Consider the following 17,587-nt stretch of genomic DNA (forward strand, 5'->3'; position numbering starts at 1 on the left):
TGAAAATGCGGTCAGGGCGTTGCCGCTGGCCCGGCAATGTGGCACATCACTCTTCAGACACCCTGAACGAATGAGTTTAGCTGATGAGTGATTTCGCCGCCCGCCGCGTAACCATGGTAGATACGCAGGTCCGCCCTTCGGATGTGACCAAGTTTCCAATCATCGACGCGATGTTGACCGTGCAGCGCGAAGACTTCGTGCCAGCCGCGCAGCGCGAGGCCGCCTATCTGGGTGAGAACCTCGATCTCGGTCAGGACCGGGTGCTGCTTGATCCGCGAACATTGGCCAAGATGCTCGATCACCTCGACATCACGAACGACGAACTGGTGCTCGATATCGGCTGCGCCATGGGCTACTCCAGCGCCGTGATCGCCCATATGGCCGAGGCCGTCGTCGCCGTCGAAGAAGATGAGGCGATGGCCGCCGAGGCGCAGGAGGCGCTTGCGCAGGCCGGAGCGGACAATGTGATCGTGCATGTCGCCCCGCTGACCGAAGGCGCGCCGCAGCATGGTCCCTATGACGTTGTGATCATTCAAGGGGCGGTGGGCGACGTGCCCGAAGCCTTGTTGGAGCAGGTGAAAGAGGGCGGGCGTATTGCTTGTCTCTTTATGGATCGGGGTCTGGGCGAAGTACGCGTGGGCTATAAACGCGGTGGTCAGGTGTCCTGGCGGCCCGAATTTAACGCCGGTGCGCCGGTGCTGCGTGGCTTTGAACGTCAGGCAGAATTCCAGCTGTAAGCGGGATGATGGCGCGCTGATCCGGATCGCGCGCCGCATCGCTTTCAGGGTAGGGGCACCCGTCCCGATCGGCCCATGGGCCGGTCTAAAAGGTCTAAAAAAGCCATTCAGGGGCATTGAGCCATGAGCGCGAATAGTTTCACGAAAACACTTAAACGTTTTGCCATCGCAGTGCCGGTGAGCCTTGTTTTGGCGAGCGGCGCTGCCCTGCCGCGGCTGGCCTCGGCGGAAACATTGGCCGACGCGCTGGTGGGGGCCTATGAGCATTCAGGTCTGCTTAACCAGAACCGCGCGCTGCTGCGCGCCGCCGATGAGGATGTGGCCACGGCGAAGTCGGCGCTGAAACCTGTGCTACAGTGGGCGGCGGGGCTTACACAAAGCTTCGGCACCGCGCGCAGCTCTTCGCTGCTGCCGGCCCAGTCGACGGAAAGCCTCCAGGCGTCGATCAGCCTGATTGGTGAGCTGTTGCTCTATGATTTCGGCGCAAGTGCCTATCGGATCGAAGGCGCGAAAGAGACCGTGCTGGCCACCCGTCAGGCCTTGGTGAACCTAGAGCAGCAGGTGCTTTTGCGCGCGGTAGCGGCCTATATGGGCGTGATCGAAGCCTCGGAAACGGTTGAGCTGCGCAACAACAACTTGCGGCTGCTGACCCAAGAACTGCGCGCCGCGCGGGATCGTTTCGACGTGGGCGAGGTTACCCGCACCGATGTGGCCTTGGCCGAAGCGCAGCTTGCCGATGCCCGCAGCGGGCTGGCCGGGGCCGAAGGCACCCTGCTGCGCGCGGTCGAGGAATATCGCAACGCGGTGGGCCATGCGCCCGGCAACCTCAGCCAACCGCCGAGCCTGCCGAATATCGGGGGTGATCTCGCTTCGGCCAAGGCCTTGGCCGTGCGCACCCATCCGTCGATCATCGCCGCACAGCATCAGGTGGCGGCTGCCGATCTTGGCGTCGAAGCCAATGAGGCGGCCATGGCCCCTCGGATCACGTTGAACGGTCAATATGGCCTGAACGAGACCTTCGACAGTGAGGCCTATACCCGCAGCGGCAGCGTCGGGGTGCAGGTTGGGCAGACCATCTATCAGGGCGGGGCGTTGTCCTCGGCCGTGCGCAGTTCGATGGCGCAGCGTGACGCACAGCGCGCGAACCTGCATGTCGTCCGCCATGATGTAGAGCAGGAAGTGGGCAACGCCTATGCCACGCTGGCCTCGGCGCGCGCGCAGTTGGAGGCCTCTGACAGGCAGATTCGTGCGGCGCGTATCGCTTTCCGCGGCATCCGCGAAGAAGCCACCCTCGGCGCGCGCACCACATTGGATGTGCTGGATGCCGAACAATCGCTACTGGATGCGGAATCGACCCGCGTGTCGGCCCGCGCCAACCTTTATGTGGCGGCCTATTCCGTGCTGGCGGCCACGGGGCGTCTGACCGCGCAGGACCTGAAGCTGCCGGTGCAGATCTATGACGCGGGGGCCTATTACAACCTTGTTAAGGACGCCCCTGCTAAATACTCCAAAGAGGGCCAAGCGCTGGATCGCGTGCTGCGCGCGTTGCAAAAAGACTGACATTCCGCACGGTCGTTTGGCATTTTGCACCGCCCCATTGTGAGAATCCTCCCGCGCGGTTAAGCTATCCGCGAGGCAAGAGTGGTAGAGAAATATGTCCGAACCCGTCACAAACGCGGAGGTGGAAGACGTGCTGTCGTCGATTCGCCGATTGGTGTCTGAAGACAAACGTCCCCTGCAAACGTCCAACCCTACGCCGGTGCCCAGCCCCGTTGAGGCGCCCGGTCCTGTAACTGACGCCGAGGCTCAGGCTGCTGCCCCCCAGCAGCAGGACGAGGGGGCAGAGTTCAAAAGCATGCGCTCGACGGCGGCGGATAGGATTACGTCGGAGGACTTCACCCCGCATCTGTCGCTGCGTGCCACCACTGCCAGCCCAGCACGCCCTGATTCCGATGATGAGACCAGCGAGCTGCCCAAGACCACGCCGCAGCCGCTGAGCCTTACCCAAGCCATGCAGACCGAAGAGGATGACAGTGCCGACGAGACAGAGCGTCCCTTCGTTTCCGCCCGCCATCCTGCCACCCCCCAGCCGACAAAACGCTAAGCGCGTCGAGCGACCGTTTGGTGCTGACCCCGGCGCTCAGGGTGGCCACCTCGGATGGCAAAGACCGCCCGCAGCCCGCCGCCGTTGACCCCGCCAAGGTCTCGCCTTTGGACTATGACATGCTGCATGACGATCCCAGTGATCTGCATGCCGAAGACTACGGCACCCCCGCTTCTGAACCCGTGTCAGACGCCGCGGCGGAGGTTGAGGCCAAGGCGCGGACCGTCTCCGAGGCGGTGGCCAAGGCCACGGGCGCCAGCCGCAGCGACAAGCTGGCCGCGTTGGAGACAGCCATCGGCAAGATTTCTGACGATTGGGACCCCGACGCCCCCGGCGACAACGACTATTCCGGTACAGAGCCCCCGGCGATGGAGTGGAAAGACGATGCGGAGCTAGAGGCGCCAGAGGCACCGATCGCCGACACGGCAACGGTAGAGGCCGAAAAACCGGCCCCGCGCCGCCCGCAGCCCTCGACACCGCAGGTCGAAGAACAGGTGCGCCGTTTTGCCGACAGCGGCCCGCGTGTCGCCGATCCGGCGGCGACCGCACCGGAATTCGGCTATACCGTCTCTGCGCAAGATGAAGCCGTGGCGGGCGATGACCAGTTCCTTGACGAAGAGGCGCTGCGCGATCTGGTGACAGAGATCGTCCGCGCCGAGTTGCAAGGCGCTTTGGGCGAACGGATCACCCGCAATGTGCGCAAACTGGTGCGCCGCGAGATCCACCGCGCCCTCACGGCACAAGACCTCGAATAGGCCAAGGGGCGGCACCTGCTGGCCATCCCCTGACAAGATGACGCTGCGCGACCCGCCGCGCGCGGCCTTGCGCGATATGCGCCGCCGTTTACATTAAGGCCAACAGGGCGGAAGGATCACCGATGGAATTGACGGTTAACGGCACGGTCCACGAAGTGGACGTGGAAGACGACATGCCGCTCCTGTGGGTCTTGCGCGACGAGTTGGGAATCACCGGGCCGAAATACGGCTGCGGCATCGCGCAATGCGGTGCTTGCACCGTGCACGTCAACGGGCTGGCCGTGCGGTCTTGCCAATTGCGGGCGGCGGATGTGAACGGCAATGTCACCACCATCGAAGGCTTGGGCACGCCGGAAGCGCTGCATGTGGTGCAGGCGGCATGGGTAGAGCATCAGGTCGCGCAATGTGGCTACTGCCAATCCGGACAGATCATGCAAGCAGCCTCGTTTCTTGAGTTGAACCCCGAGCCGACGGACGATCAGATCGACGCCGCGATGAGCGGCAACCTCTGCCGCTGCGGCACCTATCCGCGCATCCGCGCTGCGGTCCACAGCGCCGCCGCGCGTTTGCGGGGGCCTGAATATGTCGCGCCTGCGCACCATCACCCGCCGTAGTTTTATCGTCGGCTCTGCGGCCATTGCCGGGGGTGTCACCTTTGGCACCTATCTTTATAAACGTGACCTGAAGAACCCGCTGCTTGAGGGGCTTGCCCCGGCGCGGCGGCGATCACACCCTACGTCAAAATCGACGCAAGCGGTGTCACCTTGATCACCCCGCGCGCCGATGTGGGGCAGGGGGCATATTCTATCCAAGCTCATATGATTGCTGAGGAATTGGACGTCGATCTTAATGCGGTTCAGATCACGCCCGGCCCTCCTTCGCCGGTCTATTACAACGGCGTGGTGGGGGTTGAGGCGATGCCGATTGCCGCGACCTCAGAGACGCTGCTCGCGCGGACCGGGCGCGGGGCGTCGGATGTGGCGGGGAAACTGCTGGGCCTGCAACTGACCGGCGGCAGCTCTACCGTGCCGGATATGTATGACCGCTTGCGCATGGCCGGGGCTGTGGCACGTGAAACGCTCTTGGCCGCCGCCGTAGCGCAGACAGGTCTAGAGCGGAGCCAGCTTAAGACCGAAGCGGGCGCCGTGGTGCTGCCCGATGGGATGCGCTTGGCCTATCAGGACCTTGCCGCCGCAGCAGCTGAGATTGATCCGGTGACCGAGGTCGCGCTGCGCGATCCCGGCGACTGGCGGCATTTGGGCAAGGCGCAAATGCGCACCGATATCGTGCCGAAATCCACCGGCACCCAGACCTATGGCATCGACATGGCGATGGAAGGGATGCTCCATGCTACGACCCGCACCAACCCGGCGCAGGGCGGAAAGATCATGGGGTTTGATGCGGGCCACGCCGAAAAGATGCGCGGTGTGAAGGCGGTGTTGCCGATCACCGGCGGCGTCGCGGTGGTTGCAGACAATACATGGCGGGCCTTTCAAGCCGCGCAGGCGGTGGAATGCGATTGGGGGCCGTCGCCCTATACCGGCGATACGGCAGAGCAGTTCAAAGCGGTCGCGGCCTCCTTTACCGAAGACCGCCAAGACAGCCGGTTCCGCGATGACGGCGACGTGCCCGCCGCCCTTGCCGACGGCGATGTGCTGGAGGCCGAGTACCGCATTCCCTACCTCGCCCACGCCCCGCTAGAGCCGATGAGCGTCGTGGTGAAGCTTGAGAAGAGCCGCGTCGACATTTGGACCGGCACGCAGATTCCGCGTTTCATGCAGGCCAATGTCGCCGCGCTGACTGGCATCGACGCCGAGAACGTGCATATCCATGTGCTGATGTCAGGCGGCAGTTTCGGGCGGCGGTTGGAGGATGACTATACCCTGCGCGCCATCGAAGTGGCGATGCAAATGCCCGGCACGCCGATCAAGATGGTCTGGTCGCGCGAAGAGGATTTCACCCATGACTTCCCCCGCCCGCTGGCTATGGCTCGGGCGCGTGGCAAGGTCTCGGATGGGCAGATCGCGGCCTATGATCTGGCCATCGCCGCGCCATCTACCGCAGAGTCGCAGATGGCGCGGTTGAACCAGCCGGTTTTTGGCCCCGACATCGCCATCGTGGCGGGCGCGTGGGATCAGCCCTTCGCGATCCCCGATTACCGCGTCACCGGCCACCGGGTGCCGGCGATGGTGCCGGTCAGTTCGTGGCGGTCGGTCGGGGCGTCGGGCAATGGGTTTCTGCACGAAAGCTTCATGGATGAGATGTGCCATGCCGCAGGCGTCGATCCGTTGGAGGAACGGTTGCGGCTTTGCACCCATGCGCCCTCCCGCGGGGTGTTGGAGGCCGTGGGCGAGATGTCGGATTGGGGCGCGGACCTTGGGCCGGGGCGGGGCCGGGGGCTGGCGTTTTGCCTGTCCTTCGGCGTGCCGGTGGCCGAGGTGGTTGAGGTCAGCCAGACCGATGCGGGTCTCAAGATCGACCGCGTTTTCGTGGCCGCGGAAGTGGGCCGCGTGTTGGACCCGGTGAACTTTGAGGCGCAGCTTTCCGGGGCGGTGATTTGGGGCTTGGGCCATGCGATGAACTGCGAGCTTACCTATCGCGACGGGGTGCCGCAGCAGGACAACTATCACCTCTACGAAGGGCTGCGGCTGTACCAGACGCCCAAGATCGAGGTGCGCGGGCTAGAGAATGGCGGCAAACTGCGCGGCATCGGTGAGCCGGGTGTGCCACCTGCCGCGCCTGCGCTGGCCAATGCGATCTTTGCCGCCACGGGTCAGCGTATTCGTGAACTCCCCTCTCCAAATCCGTGGATTTCGCATGAAGTACCTCCTGACCTGTGCCGCGCTGATGCTGGCCGCCCCCGCAGTAGCGCAGGATGCGCCAGACCGGGCGGAGGGGCTGGCCGCGTGGGACCGGATTTTTACCGTTACCGCGTATCCGCGCTGCACCAACTGCCATGTGGGCGAAGAGGGGCAGCCGATGTGGCAGGCATTGGGCTATGGGCCAGAGGCGGTGCATGGCATGAACGTGCGCGCGGGCGAGAGCCGGATCGGGGCCGAGAGCATTCCTTGCGACGCCTGCCACGTCACCTCTGCTGCCGCCAATACCGTGCCCCACGCCCCGCCGCATATCGACGATGCATGGCGGCTGCCTCCGGTGGAATTGGCGTGGCTCGGCAAGACCTCGGCAGAGGTCTGCACCCAGTTGCGCGACCCTGAAACCAACGACGGGCATGACATCGCCTCACTGGTCCATCACCTGCAAAACTCGGCTTTCGTGAACTGGGGTTTCGCCCCCGGTGCGGGGCGGTCGGTGCCCAAAGGGTCGCTTGATGCGCTGGTGCATGATGTGATGGTCTGGGGCGCTGCGGGCACGCCCTGCGAAGGGGATTGAGGGTTAATCGCTCATCGCGCGGGCCAGTCTGCGAATGCGCAGTGCGCGGTTCAACTCGCCGCCAAAGATCAGCACCAGTGCGGCGAGATACATGAAATACAGCGCCGCGATGATCCCCGCCATGCCCGCGTAATAGCTGGCATAGGTGCCAAAGCTGCGCAGGTAGGACGAAAAGAGCATTGCCAGCAGGGTCCATGCAACGGCGGTGGCCACCACCCCGGGCCAGATGTTGTTAAACTTGGTGCGCCGGGCGGGCAGGATCACATGGGCGGCAAAAAGCGCGACCAACAGGATCGTGGCCGAGGCCGGAAAGCGGACAAGGCCGACAGTCACCGACCCCGGATCAAACCCCGGCATCAGCATATGCAGCCAAGACCCGGCACGCGGGGCCAGCACCAAAAGGTATCCCACGATCACAAGGATCAGGCTTGCCAGCAGCACCATGGCCACCTGCACCGCATAGATCGTGAAGACCGAGCGCGTCTCGCGCAGCCCATAGGCGCGGTTCAGGCCGATGCGGACCCCATCGACCCCGCCCACAGCAAACCAGACGGTCAGCAAGATACCCACGCTCAGCAAATCGCCGCGCGGCACCGTCATGACCTTTTCCACCTCTGACACGATGGGTTCGATCAGGGCAGGGGGGACAATGGCGATCAGGAAATGGATTAAGTCATCGGCCATCGACCGATCGCCGACAAAGGCGGTGAGCGAACTGGTAAAGATCAGGAACGGAAAAATCGCCAGCAACGCGCGAAAGGCCACGTTTCCGGCCATACCAAAGGCGTCATCGCTCCACAGGCGCAGCACCGCTTCGTGCAGAACTGCGCGCGCGACCCGCAGCCCGGTGCCGTGAAACAGGTCCTCGGGGTTCTCGCTAAGAACACCGTGGGTCAACACGACTTCGCGCTTTTGGTCCTGAGCCGATCTGGCGTCCATGCCAATGCCTCGTTTTCATCCCATGAGGCTAAGCTAGTGCCCGATGGCCCGGGCTGCCACCTTGATGACGGGCCACTGGCAAGAGCAGGCTCATGCGATTGATCTTGCCAAAGGGTGATCGCTCCACTTGACGCTCGCAGAGCGATAAAATAGGAGGAGGCCGTAGCGCGGGCGTTGTGTAATGGTAAGACCTCAGCCTTCCAAGCTGATGATGCGGGTTCGATTCCCGCCGCCCGCTCCACTCTTTCCCCAGACCTGTTTTGACCGCCGCCACCGCGCGGGATAGTTGCGCCTGCTGCGCTCATCAGGGGCGGCAGATTGTCCTTATGACGGCGGTCCTGCTTGACCCTGCCCAGCCCCCGCGCCATGACCAATGTGGAAAGACAAAGGAAAGCCCATGGCCCGCACCCCAGCCCCCGCACAGTCCGCCAAAGATGAACGCGAAAAGTCGCGGCGGATCGGCGCTCTGGCGGCGTTGATCCCTTTCATGGCCCCTTACCGCGTGCTCATGGCCGCCGCCGGGGCAGCGCTGGTGCTGACCGCGATGATCTCACTGACGCTGCCCTTGGCCGTGCGCCGGGTGATCGACAATTTCGGCACCGGGGAGAGCGAATTGCTCGACCTTTATTTCGTTGCCGCCTTGCTGATCGCGGCGCTGCTCGCCGTGGGTACCGGGCTGCGCTATGCGCTGGTGACGCGCTTGGGCGAGCGGGTGGTGGCCGATATCCGTCGTGCGGTATTTGACCGTGTGGTGGGCATGAGCCCTTCGTTTTATGAGCGCATCATGACCGGCGAAGTGCTGAGCCGGATCACGACCGACACCACGCTGATCTTGTCGGTGATCGGCTCTTCGGTCTCAATCGCACTGCGGAACCTGTTGATCTTTGTCGGGGGCTTGGGGCTGATGCTGCTGACCTCGGCCAAGCTCACTGGGCTGGTGCTGCTGATCGTGCCTGCGGTGGTGATCCCGATCCTGACGCTGGGCCGCCGCCTGCGGGTGCTGAGCCGAGAGAACCAAGACTGGATCGCGGCGAGTTCGGGCAATGCCTCTGAAACGCTGGGCGCGGTGCAAACGGTGCAGGCTTTCACCCATGAGGCCGCAAGCCGGGGCCAATTCGCGCAGATGACCGAAGCCTCTTTCGATGCCGCGCAGCGCCGGATCAAGACCCGCGCCGCGATGACGATGATCGTGATTTTTCTGGTCTTCGCGGGCGTGGTGGGCGTGCTGTGGATCGGCGCGCGGGATGTGCGCGCCGATGTGATGAGCGCGGGCGCGCTGGTGCAATTCGTGATCTATGCGGTCATGGTCGCGGGCGCGGTCGCCGCCCTGTCCGAGATCTGGGGCGAGTTGCAGCGCGCAGCGGGTGCCACGGAGCGGCTGGTTGATCTGCTCCAGACCGAGGACACGGTGCAAGACCCGGCGCCCGAGGGGCAGACCACCCTGCCGCAGCCCGTGGCGGGCAAAATCGCCTTTGAGAACGTGCAATTCACCTATCCCGCCCGGCCCGATGTGGCGGCGTTGGATGGCATCGATCTCGAGATCAATCCGGGTGAGACGGTGGCCTTTGTCGGCCCCTCGGGCGCGGGGAAGACGACAATCATTCAGATGATCTTGCGCTTTTATGACCCGCAGTCGGGGCGGATCACGCTGGATGGTGTGGACCTGCGCGATGTGGCGCGGGATCACTTCCGCCGTGCTATTGCGCTGGTGCCGCAAGACCCGGTGATCTTTGCCGCAACGGCGGCCGAGAATATCCGCTTTGGACGGCCCGATGCCAGTGACGCAGAGGTTGAGGAGGCCGCCCGCGCCGCGGCGGCGCATGATTTCATCACGGCATTGCCCGAGGGCTATGACAGCTATCTGGGCGAGCGTGGCGTGATGCTGTCTGGCGGACAGAAACAGCGCATCGCCATCGCCCGCGCCATCCTGCGCGACGCGCCGGTTCTGTTGCTGGATGAGGCGACCTCTGCGCTGGATTCGGAAAGCGAAGGGCTTGTGCAGGCTGCTGTGGACCGTCTGAGTGCCGACCGCACCACGTTGATCGTGGCGCACCGTCTGGCCACTGTGAAAAAGGCAGACCGCATCGTGGTGATGGAGGCGGGGCGCATCGCCGCCATCGGCACCCATGACGAACTGGTGGCCAGCGACGGGCTATATGCGCGTCTGGCGCGGCTGCAATTCACCGATGGGGCCGTCGCCGCAGCCTAAGGCAAGCTTGAACCACGCAACCCCGGCGTTACGTCACCCTAGTGTGACGTTGCGTTTGTTGCCGCCGATTGCTTGCGAAACGGCGCGTTTCACCGCAATCTGGCGCGAGGAGAATAAGCCGGAACACCGGCATAGGGGAGGAGACACCATGACATTCGCCGGGATCGAAGACCGCAATGCCATCGCGGCGGAAATGCCGTGGGAAGACCGCGACGTGGCCAAGACGCTCTACGGAATGCTGAGCAATACGACCGCGAAATTCCCCAACCACAACGCCGTCAGCTATCAGATATTCTCAGGCCCCAAAGACAAGGCCGAAACGCTGAGCTGGAAAGAGTTGCATGGCCGTGTGACGCAGGCCGCGAACCTGTTCCGCAGCCTGGGCGTGGGCGAGAAAGACGTGGTGGCCTATGTGCTGCCGAACTGTAACGAGACGACGATTACCCTGCTGGGCGGTGCCGTGGCCGGGATCGTCAGCCCGATCAACCCGCTGCTGGATGCCGAACAAATCGGCGCGATCCTGCGCGAGGTCGGCGCATCGGTCGTCGTTACCCTGCGGCCTTTCCCCAAAACGGATGTGGCCCAAAAGACCGCCGAGGCGGTGCGCCTTGCGCCCAAGGTGCATACGGTGCTCGAAGTTGATCTGGTCCGCTATTTGACCCCACCGAAAAGCTGGATCGTCCCGCTGGTGCGGCCCAAGGGGATGGTGAACAATCAGGCGAAATACCTCAACTTCAACGCCGAAATCGCCAAACAGAACACTTCGCTCAACTTTGAGGATGTGCAAGAAGACCGCGTTGCCTGCTATTTCCACACCGGCGGCACCACCGGCATGCCCAAAGTCGCGCAGCACAAGTATTCCGGGCTGATCTACAACGGTTGGCTGGGCCATCGCCTGCTGTTCAGCGAGCAGGACAATATCATGTGTCCGCTGCCGCTGTTCCACGTCTTTGCCTGCCACGTCATCCTGATGGCCGCCGTGTCTTCGGGCGCGCATGTGGTCTTTCCGACGCCGCAGGGCTATCGCGGGGACGGGGTCTTTGACAACTTCTGGAAGCTGGTCGAGCGGTGGAAGATCACCTTTATCATCACCGTGCCCACGGCGATTTCGGCCAAGATGCAGCGCCCGATCGATGCGGATGTCAGCACCGTAAAGACCGCCTTCTCCGGCTCGGCCCCGCTGCCGCTGGAACTCTTCCGCCGCTTTGAAAAGGCCACAGGCGTCACGCTGGTCGAAGGCTACGGCCTGACCGAGGCCACCTGCCTTGTGTCCTGTAACCCGACGGATGGCCCCAAAAAGGTCGGCTCCATCGGCATCGCATTCCCCTATTCGGATGTGCGCATCATCAAGGGCACGGCAGACGGGCCGATTGACGCGGAAACGGATGAGATCGGCGAGATCTGCGTGTCGAACCCCGGTGTCTTTGCGGGCCATACCTATGTCGAAGAAGACAAGAACAAAGACCTCTTCTACCACGGCAAATACCTGCGCACTGGCGATCTGGGCCGGATTGACGCAGATGGCTACATCTGGATCACGGGCCGCGCCAAAGACCTGATCATCCGCGGCGGTCACAACATCGACCCCGCCGAGATCGAAGAGGCGCTGCTGGGCCATGAGGCCGTCGCTTTTGCCGGTGCCATCGGCCAGCCCGACCCCCATGCAGGCGAGGTGCCCTGCGCCTTTGTCGAACTGGTGGAGGGCGCCAAGGTCACCGAAGAGGAACTGCTCGCCTTTGCGCGCGAGCATGTCGCCGAACGTGCTGCCCAGCCAAAGCACCTCAAGATCATGGATGAGTTGCCCAAGACCGCCGTGGGCAAGATCTTTAAGCCCGACCTGCGCAAGGATGCGATCACGCGGGTCTATAATGGCAGCCTTGAGAAGGCGGGCTGTGCTGCGCGGGTGACCGACGTGATAGACGACAAAAAGCGCGGGTTGGTGGCTCAGGTCACCATGCATGACGCCACGCATGACGACGTGTCGAAAGTGCTCAGCGTCTATACGCGTCCTTGGGAACCTGTGAGCTAAACGACTCAGACGGGTAGGGCGGCCTAGATCGCCACCATTCCCCAAATTCCCCGATTGCAGCCCCGCTGCGTTGCGCCGATGCACATTTCCTGTGTATCGGCGCAAAAATTTTAGGCTGTTTACTTGTAGTTAGCCCCCGGCCTTTCGCGACAGGCATAGCGCCTATGCAAATTCTGCGGGTTCAAAATAGGGTCAGAGCGTACTACTTCTGCATTGCAGCATTGATAATGCACTTGCAGCATTCTGAAAGGAGTTGCGCTTATGACGATGGCAATCTCACGTGGCACCACCCTGAGCTCCGCGCTCGATGGGCTTCATCACACCTTTGACGGCATGCGCCGTCGTGTGGCCCAGATCAAGGCCCGGCGCGCAGCTTACAACCGAACTTTCACAGAACTTAACGTACTGAGTGATCGCGAACTGTCGGACATCGGCATCGCGCGGTACGACATCCGGCGTGTTGCGTCGGAAGAACTTTCGAAGGAACAGACCTATGAAGTATGACAACACCCTATCCGCCCCTCACGGTTTCTCCCTGCGTGACGCGACCGCTCCGGTATTCGGTGCGCTTGGCACCGCTGCTGGCAAAGTCGGCACCCTGCTGGCGCGTGGCGTCACCCAAATGCAGATTTCGCGTATGCAATCCGTCCTCAACAGCATGAGCGACGCACAGCTTGAGCGCGCGGGCATCGACCGCAACCAGATCCCGCAGCACGCCCAAGCGCTGGTGACAGAAGAATACGACGGTCTGTAAGCCGCAGCGCTTATGACCTTCAGCAATCAATGTCGCGCCCTGCGCGCTGCATTGTCAGGTGCCGGACCCCGCTCCTCCTTCCCGGGTTGATCTGACACCGCATATTAACGGTCCTCCTCCTCCCGGACCCGTTATACCGACCGGCAAGCTTACCTCCTCCCAAGCTTGCCGGTCCATGCTTTCTACCCCAATATCAAGGCGCTGCGCTGTCGAGCCAGAGGGTCACCGGCCCGTCATTGACCAGCGCCACCGACATGTCGGCGCCGAACCGTCCCATCTGAACTGGAATGTCCAGAGCGGCGAGGCTGCGGGCGAAATGCGCGTAAAGCGCCTCGGCCATGTCCGGCTTTGCCGCGCCGGAAAAGCCGGGGCGATTACCGCGCGAGGTATCGGCGGCGAGGGTGAATTGGCTCACCACCAAGGCCGCGCCGCCGGTTTGCGCAAGGCTCAGGTTCATCTTGCCACCCTCATCCTTGAAAAGCCGGAGTTTAGAGATTTTCAGGGCGAGTTTCTCGGCGGTTTCTTCGGTGTCTTCGGGCATGGCACAAACAAGGATCAGCAGGCCGGGGCCGATCTCTCCGATGATGTCACCCTCGACCGTGACCGACGCCTCGGTCACCCGTTGCAGCAATGCGCGCATGTCAGTCTTTCCAATCGATAATCTCTGAGGGGGCCGCCCGTTCGGTGCGAAAGCCATTGGCCGGATGCTTGGCATCGGCATAGCCGAATGAGATCGCGCAGAGCACCAGCCGATCCTCGGGCAGATCAAGCACCTCACGCACCAAAGGCGCATAGGCGGCGATGGCGGCCTGCGGGATGCTGGCCACGCCAAGCGCCGTCGCGGCGAGGGTGAAGGCCGTGACGAAGCCGCCGCAGTCCATCGCACCATAGGGGCCAAGCTCGCTCGGGGCGGTCACGATGGCCACATGCGGCGCGTCAAAAAGCGCGTAGTTGCGCAGCATCTGTGCCTTGCGCGCGTCGCGGTCGGATTTCGCGATGCCCACCGCGTCGTAGAGTTGGAAGCCACAGGTGCGGCGACGCTCGGCATAGGCGCCCGAATAGCCTGTAGGCCACGGCAGGTCCGGCTCCACCGGGGTATTCGCGCTTGCGGCCTCAAGCAGTGCGGCGCGAAAGGCGTCGGTGCCCGCGCCGCGCGTTACGGTCACCTGCCATGGCTGCGCATTGCACCATGAGGGCACGTGACGCGCGGCGCTGACGATCTGGGTGATGGTCTCCTCGGGCAGTGGGTCAGAGAGAAAGGCGCGACAGGAGTAGCGGGCCTGCAAGAGGTCGGTGAATTGGTCGTAGGTCTGGGTCATTGCTGGGCCATGAAATAGCCGACGATGGCGGCGGCGATCAGCCCCAGCACCACGGCGAAAGTGATTTTGATCGCGGAATAGGGCCGTTCGCCCTGCACCTTGCCGGAGTGGCCATTCACCACAAAGCGATAGGTCTTGCCGCGGTATTTATACGCGGCCAGCCAGACCGGCAGCAGGATATGTTTGAAGGTCACATCGCTGATCTGCGTGTTGATGTCATGCACCCGCTGGCGGTCCCCGCCGATGTCGAATTTCACGTCCCGTTCAATCACCCGGTCCATATGGGCGCGGGCCTGAACAAAGCCTTCCTCCAGCGTGACGCCGTAAGCCTCGGCCCGGAAACCGGCGAGGTATTCCGGCGCATAGGGCTCCAGCGCCGAGAGGTCCCAAGGGTGCAGCGCATCGGTGTGTTTCTTGGGCAAAGAACGCGAGGCAAGCACCAACACATCGTCAAAGAACCGCGCAACCCGGCCCGACGCCGCCCGCCAGCGGATTTTCGGCACCTGTTGCTGCACCCGTTTTCCATCGCGCATAACGGTGCGCGTGACGTAATAGACCGTGCCCCGCTCCCCGCGATAGCTGGAGGCGGTCTGCGCGTCATAGGTCCAGAACGGCACGTAAATGCCCTGCATCCGGCGGCCCTTGCGGGCATATTGCTGCAGGCCATTGGGCGCGAACCAAAGACCGCCGAGCCAGTCTTTCATGGCATCGCGGGCGCTTTCTTCGGGCAGGGCAAAGGGCAGCACGGCGCGGGGTTTGATATGGCGGTTGGTGCCGGTGTCGATCACCACGGGCGTGGCGCAGAAGGGGCATTCGGCGGCGTGTTTGCCGGGCTCGAATTCCACCTGCGCCGCGCAATTGGGGCAGGTGGTGACGCGGGTCTCTTCCATTTCGGCAGCGGGCAGGGCGGATTGCAAGCCTGCGCGGAAATCTTGCTCGGCGATGGCATGGGCGTGGCGGCCCGTGCCGTCGATAGGCTCCACATTGCCGCAGTGATCGCAGATCAGCAGCGACTGCGCCGGATCAAAGCGCATGTCAGAGCCGCAGGTGTCACAGGGGAAACGGTGCTCTTCTAGCGGGGCGGCGGGGGGCAGATCGGTGGCGGACATAAGGGGTGCTTTGCAAGGTCAATCGCGGCGGTGCGGATGGGGGGCCGCAGCCCTAGAGGGGGCCACGGGGGGCAGGCCGTCTGCGCGCAAAGGTGTTATCCCTCGCGCCAGCGGATCAGGCCGGGGGTGGCGGCGGTGGCATCACGGTAAAGAGCTGCGCCAGCTCGGCCACATCCTCGGCCCGCTGCCAACCATCTTGGCCCGGCGTCCAGACCAGAGCATCGCGCCCGAGGCTGCCTTCGGTCACTTTGCGGCCCATCGCGGCCTTGGAAAAGGGCCCGGAGGTCGCGCCATCTTTGGCGATATGCCAGACCTTTTCGACCGGCGGCGGGGGCGGCGGCACGGGGGCCGCAGCGGTGGGGACAGGGCGCGCGCCCCAAGGGCCGGCCTGTGCGCTGGCGGCCTGCGCCATGCTCATGCCCAGACCCGCACCGAGGCCGGTTTGCATCGCCGCCCCGCCCGCGCCATCGCGGCCAAGCGCCTCAGCCGCTTGGAACTGCATGTATTCGTTAAGGTTTCCGACCACGCCCATGGAGGTGCGTTTGTCCATCACCGCCTCTACCGCGGGCGGGAGGGAAATGTTCTCGATGTAGAGCTCGGGCATCGCCAGCCCGTATTCGGCAATCTGCGCGGCAATATCCTTGCCGACCAATTGGCCCAGTTCGCGCGTGTTGGCGGCCATGTCGAGCACCGGGATACCAGAGGAGGCCAGCGTGCGGGAAAAGGCCTGCACGATGATGTTGCGGATTTGGTAAGAGATTTCATCCATGGTGAATTCACCATCGGTGCCGACAATCTCGGTCAGGAACTTCGCTGGGTCGCTCACGCGGACGGAGTAGGTGCCATAGGCGCGCAGGCGCACGGGGCCGAACTCAGGATCGCGGGCGATGATCGGGTTCTTGGTGCCCCATTTCAGATCATTGAACCGGGTGGTGTTGACGAAATAGATCTCGGACTTGAACGGGCTTTTGAAGCCATGGTCCCAATGCTGAAGCGAGGTCATGATCGGCATGTTGTTGGTCTCAAGCATATAGAGACCGGGGGTGAAGACATCCGCCAACTGCCCCTCATGCACAAAGACCGCCGCTTGCCCCTCGCGCACCGTCAGCTTGGCGCCGTATTTGATCTCATGGCCCTCACGCTCGAACCGCCAAACCATGGTGTCGCGGGTGTCGTCGGTCCAGTGAATGACGTCGATGAACTGGCCGGAGAGGAAATCGAAAATGCCCATGGGGATGGTCCTTATTCTTTCGTCGTAAAGCTGCGTTACACCGGCCCGTCCGTCAACTCGCGTGCGATGATCCGGGTGATCGGGTTGACCTGCTCTGCCGTCATGCCGGGGCGCAGACGCTTGTCATAGAGCATCTTGAGCAGGAGTTCGTCGTGTTTGGTCAGCAAGGCGAATTCGTCGTCATCGTTAAAGATCGACGGGCGCGCGGCGGGGCTGTCATTGGCCAGACCCAAGCCTTGGGCCAGTTCTTCGTGGATGCACGACAGCCGCAGCAACCCGGGGTTTTCCGAGCGGATCACCGCCACGGCGGCGGTATAGACATTCGGGTTGTCGCCCGCGGCATAGGCGGCCACGGCGCAATAGGTGTCGCGGCGCATGTTGCGCATCGCACGGAGCGACGATGGGCTAACGCCCGCGACCTTTTCCGCAGCATGGGTCAAAGCATCGACCCGGTCATCTTCAGAAGCCACAACCACTATGAAATTAGGCGTACCTGTCGTTGAGATCGGATGCCCCGTAACCCGGGCAAGGCGTCGCGCGAAAGCCTTGATGTTGGTGGTGTCAGAGCGGCGTTGCGACGGGGGATGCTATCACCAAAGATGATCTGCATGTGCACAGGCCCTTCCCAGCGGCGCAGGGGCTGGCCCCACCGTGGCCGGAAAAATTGCCGTCATATTCGTTATAAAGGGCGATCTGCTCAAAGTTGCGGACCAGCATTTCGCTGGTAAAGGGCGTGTCATCACCGCCGCCGTCTTGGCGCAGCAAATCCTGGCTCAACTGCGCCTTCTCGACCTGATGCAAATAGCTGCGCAGCATGGCGCTTTTTTGCGAAGTGGGTTTGGCCACCACAGCCGGAGAGGGGGCTTTGCCGCAGGGCGGGCCTGCGGCTTGGCGACCTGTTGCAAGACGGGCGCGGGTTCGGCGCAGGCCAGCAATAGCATGCTCAGCGCCAGCGCCCCCGGCGCGCAGTTTTCTGCGCAGACGTTCTTGCATTACCTGTTCCCTCAC

17 protein-coding genes, 1 tRNA gene and 1 pseudogene are annotated in these 17,587 nt (G+C 63.2%); 12 read left to right on the forward strand and 7 right to left on the reverse strand.

Features of this window, described 5'->3' with window-relative positions:
• Window positions 1–83 precede the first annotated feature (83 nt).
• The 7 genes and pseudogenes from ACFQAU_RS12035 to ACFQAU_RS12065 all read left to right on the forward strand — a co-directional run bounded on the left by ACFQAU_RS12035 (window position 84) and on the right by ACFQAU_RS12065 (window position 6,989).
• Entirely contained in the window at window positions 84–737 is a 654-nt protein-coding gene (locus tag ACFQAU_RS12035; RefSeq protein ID WP_067935417.1) for a protein-L-isoaspartate O-methyltransferase family protein, read from the forward strand.
• A gap of 123 nt (window positions 738–860) precedes the next feature.
• Window positions 861–2,297: a TolC family outer membrane protein gene (locus ACFQAU_RS12040; RefSeq protein WP_132444405.1), complete on the forward strand. Its 1,437-nt coding sequence runs from the start codon at window positions 861–863 to the stop codon at window positions 2,295–2,297.
• 94 nt (window positions 2,298–2,391) lie between these two features.
• Window positions 2,392–2,841, forward strand: coding sequence for a hypothetical protein (locus tag ACFQAU_RS12045; protein WP_386282453.1), 450 nt, complete (start codon window positions 2,392–2,394; stop codon window positions 2,839–2,841).
• 20 nt (window positions 2,842–2,861) lie between these two features.
• Entirely contained in the window at window positions 2,862–3,596 is a 735-nt protein-coding gene (locus ACFQAU_RS12050; protein WP_386282456.1) for a hypothetical protein, read from the forward strand.
• Window positions 3,597–3,718: 122 nt separating this feature from the next.
• The gene (locus tag ACFQAU_RS12055) at window positions 3,719–4,210 is read left to right on the forward strand and encodes a (2Fe-2S)-binding protein (RefSeq protein WP_386282460.1); all 492 of its coding nucleotides are present in this window, start codon (window positions 3,719–3,721) and stop codon (window positions 4,208–4,210) included.
• A pseudogene (locus tag ACFQAU_RS12060) lies at window positions 4,179–6,417 on the forward strand (xanthine dehydrogenase family protein molybdopterin-binding subunit). Before ACFQAU_RS12055 ends, ACFQAU_RS12060 begins: the two are co-directional and overlap by 32 nt.
• Window positions 6,414–6,989 carry a hypothetical protein gene (locus tag ACFQAU_RS12065; protein ID WP_132444409.1) on the forward strand — a complete coding sequence of 192 codons (576 nt, stop codon included), beginning with the start codon at window positions 6,414–6,416 and terminating at the stop codon, window positions 6,987–6,989. The pseudogene ACFQAU_RS12060 and the gene ACFQAU_RS12065 overlap by 4 nt, the downstream one beginning before the upstream one ends.
• A gap of 3 nt (window positions 6,990–6,992) precedes the next feature.
• Here the strand turns inward: ACFQAU_RS12065 and ACFQAU_RS12070 are convergent, their stop codons facing one another.
• Window positions 6,993–7,928 carry a YihY/virulence factor BrkB family protein gene (locus tag ACFQAU_RS12070; RefSeq protein WP_120351583.1) on the reverse strand — a complete coding sequence of 312 codons (936 nt, stop codon included), beginning with the start codon at window positions 7,926–7,928 and terminating at the stop codon, window positions 6,993–6,995.
• Between the two features lie 167 nt (window positions 7,929–8,095).
• Here ACFQAU_RS12070 and ACFQAU_RS12075 point away from each other — a divergent pair.
• From ACFQAU_RS12075 to ACFQAU_RS12095, 5 genes are all read left to right on the forward strand, one after another.
• A tRNA-Gly gene (locus ACFQAU_RS12075) sits at window positions 8,096–8,169 on the forward strand.
• A 156-nt stretch (window positions 8,170–8,325) separates the two neighbouring features.
• Window positions 8,326–10,137, forward strand: a complete 1,812-nt coding sequence (locus tag ACFQAU_RS12080) for an ABC transporter transmembrane domain-containing protein (protein WP_132444410.1) — start codon at window positions 8,326–8,328, stop codon at window positions 10,135–10,137.
• Between the two features lie 148 nt (window positions 10,138–10,285).
• Window positions 10,286–12,166 carry an acyl-CoA synthetase gene (locus tag ACFQAU_RS12085; RefSeq protein WP_120351581.1) on the forward strand — a complete coding sequence of 627 codons (1,881 nt, stop codon included), beginning with the start codon at window positions 10,286–10,288 and terminating at the stop codon, window positions 12,164–12,166.
• Window positions 12,167–12,427: 261 nt separating this feature from the next.
• The gene (locus ACFQAU_RS12090) at window positions 12,428–12,670 is read left to right on the forward strand and encodes a DUF1127 domain-containing protein (RefSeq protein WP_240791579.1); all 243 of its coding nucleotides are present in this window, start codon (window positions 12,428–12,430) and stop codon (window positions 12,668–12,670) included.
• Complete coding sequence (locus ACFQAU_RS12095; protein ID WP_120351580.1) at window positions 12,660–12,920, forward strand: hypothetical protein; 261 nt, start codon at window positions 12,660–12,662, stop codon at window positions 12,918–12,920. The genes ACFQAU_RS12090 and ACFQAU_RS12095 overlap by 11 nt, the downstream gene beginning before the upstream one ends.
• Window positions 12,921–13,113: 193 nt before the next feature.
• On the opposite strand, the gene dtd is transcribed toward ACFQAU_RS12095, so the two are convergent.
• From dtd to ACFQAU_RS12125, 6 genes are all read right to left on the reverse strand, one after another.
• Window positions 13,114–13,560: a D-aminoacyl-tRNA deacylase gene (gene dtd / locus ACFQAU_RS12100; RefSeq protein WP_132444411.1), complete on the reverse strand. Its 447-nt coding sequence runs from the start codon at window positions 13,558–13,560 to the stop codon at window positions 13,114–13,116.
• A gap of 1 nt (window position 13,561) precedes the next feature.
• Complete coding sequence (locus ACFQAU_RS12105; RefSeq protein WP_067935444.1) at window positions 13,562–14,239, reverse strand: nitroreductase; 678 nt, start codon at window positions 14,237–14,239, stop codon at window positions 13,562–13,564.
• Window positions 14,236–15,348 (reverse strand): TFIIB-type zinc finger domain-containing protein, encoded by a 1,113-nt coding sequence (locus tag ACFQAU_RS12110; RefSeq protein WP_132444412.1) that lies wholly within the window; start codon window positions 15,346–15,348, stop codon window positions 14,236–14,238. The genes ACFQAU_RS12105 and ACFQAU_RS12110 overlap by 4 nt, the downstream gene beginning before the upstream one ends.
• A 115-nt stretch (window positions 15,349–15,463) precedes the next feature.
• Window positions 15,464–16,579: an SPFH domain-containing protein gene (locus tag ACFQAU_RS12115; RefSeq protein WP_132444413.1), complete on the reverse strand. Its 1,116-nt coding sequence runs from the start codon at window positions 16,577–16,579 to the stop codon at window positions 15,464–15,466.
• Between the two features lie 35 nt (window positions 16,580–16,614).
• Entirely contained in the window at window positions 16,615–17,130 is a 516-nt protein-coding gene (locus tag ACFQAU_RS12120) for a DUF2927 domain-containing protein (protein ID WP_386283898.1), read from the reverse strand.
• 10 nt (window positions 17,131–17,140) lie between these two features.
• Window positions 17,141–17,572 carry a hypothetical protein gene (locus ACFQAU_RS12125; RefSeq protein WP_386282476.1) on the reverse strand — a complete coding sequence of 144 codons (432 nt, stop codon included), beginning with the start codon at window positions 17,570–17,572 and terminating at the stop codon, window positions 17,141–17,143.
• Window positions 17,573–17,587 lie beyond the last annotated feature (15 nt).

Origin of the sequence: Sulfitobacter profundi, assembly GCF_042661425.1 — a bacterium.
In the GTDB taxonomy this organism is placed as follows: domain Bacteria; phylum Pseudomonadota; class Alphaproteobacteria; order Rhodobacterales; family Rhodobacteraceae; genus Sulfitobacter; species Sulfitobacter profundi.

Bases quoted from the DNA above. Each gene is read 5' to 3' on its own strand.
- ACFQAU_RS12055 (WP_386282460.1), top strand. From the start codon at position 3,719: ATGGAATTGACGGTTAACGGCACGGTCCACGAAGTGGACGTGGAAGAC.
- ACFQAU_RS12065 (WP_132444409.1), top strand. From the start codon at position 6,414: ATGAAGTACCTCCTGACCTGTGCCGCGCTGATGCTGGCCGCCCCCGCA.
- ACFQAU_RS12125 (WP_386282476.1), bottom strand. From the start codon at position 17,572: ATGCAAGAACGTCTGCGCAGAAAACTGCGCGCCGGGGGCGCTGGCGCT.
- ACFQAU_RS12110 (WP_132444412.1), bottom strand. From the start codon at position 15,348: ATGTCCGCCACCGATCTGCCCCCCGCCGCCCCGCTAGAAGAGCACCGT.
- ACFQAU_RS12090 (WP_240791579.1), top strand. From the start codon at position 12,428: ATGACGATGGCAATCTCACGTGGCACCACCCTGAGCTCCGCGCTCGAT.
- ACFQAU_RS12040 (WP_132444405.1), top strand. From the start codon at position 861: ATGAGCGCGAATAGTTTCACGAAAACACTTAAACGTTTTGCCATCGCA.
- dtd (WP_132444411.1), bottom strand. From the start codon at position 13,560: ATGCGCGCATTGCTGCAACGGGTGACCGAGGCGTCGGTCACGGTCGAG.
- ACFQAU_RS12070 (WP_120351583.1), bottom strand. From the start codon at position 7,928: ATGGACGCCAGATCGGCTCAGGACCAAAAGCGCGAAGTCGTGTTGACC.
- ACFQAU_RS12095 (WP_120351580.1), top strand. From the start codon at position 12,660: ATGAAGTATGACAACACCCTATCCGCCCCTCACGGTTTCTCCCTGCGT.
- ACFQAU_RS12035 (WP_067935417.1), top strand. From the start codon at position 84: ATGAGTGATTTCGCCGCCCGCCGCGTAACCATGGTAGATACGCAGGTC.
- ACFQAU_RS12115 (WP_132444413.1), bottom strand. From the start codon at position 16,579: ATGGGCATTTTCGATTTCCTCTCCGGCCAGTTCATCGACGTCATTCAC.
- ACFQAU_RS12085 (WP_120351581.1), top strand. From the start codon at position 10,286: ATGACATTCGCCGGGATCGAAGACCGCAATGCCATCGCGGCGGAAATG.
- ACFQAU_RS12080 (WP_132444410.1), top strand. From the start codon at position 8,326: ATGGCCCGCACCCCAGCCCCCGCACAGTCCGCCAAAGATGAACGCGAA.
- ACFQAU_RS12105 (WP_067935444.1), bottom strand. From the start codon at position 14,239: ATGACCCAGACCTACGACCAATTCACCGACCTCTTGCAGGCCCGCTAC.
- ACFQAU_RS12045 (WP_386282453.1), top strand. From the start codon at position 2,392: ATGTCCGAACCCGTCACAAACGCGGAGGTGGAAGACGTGCTGTCGTCG.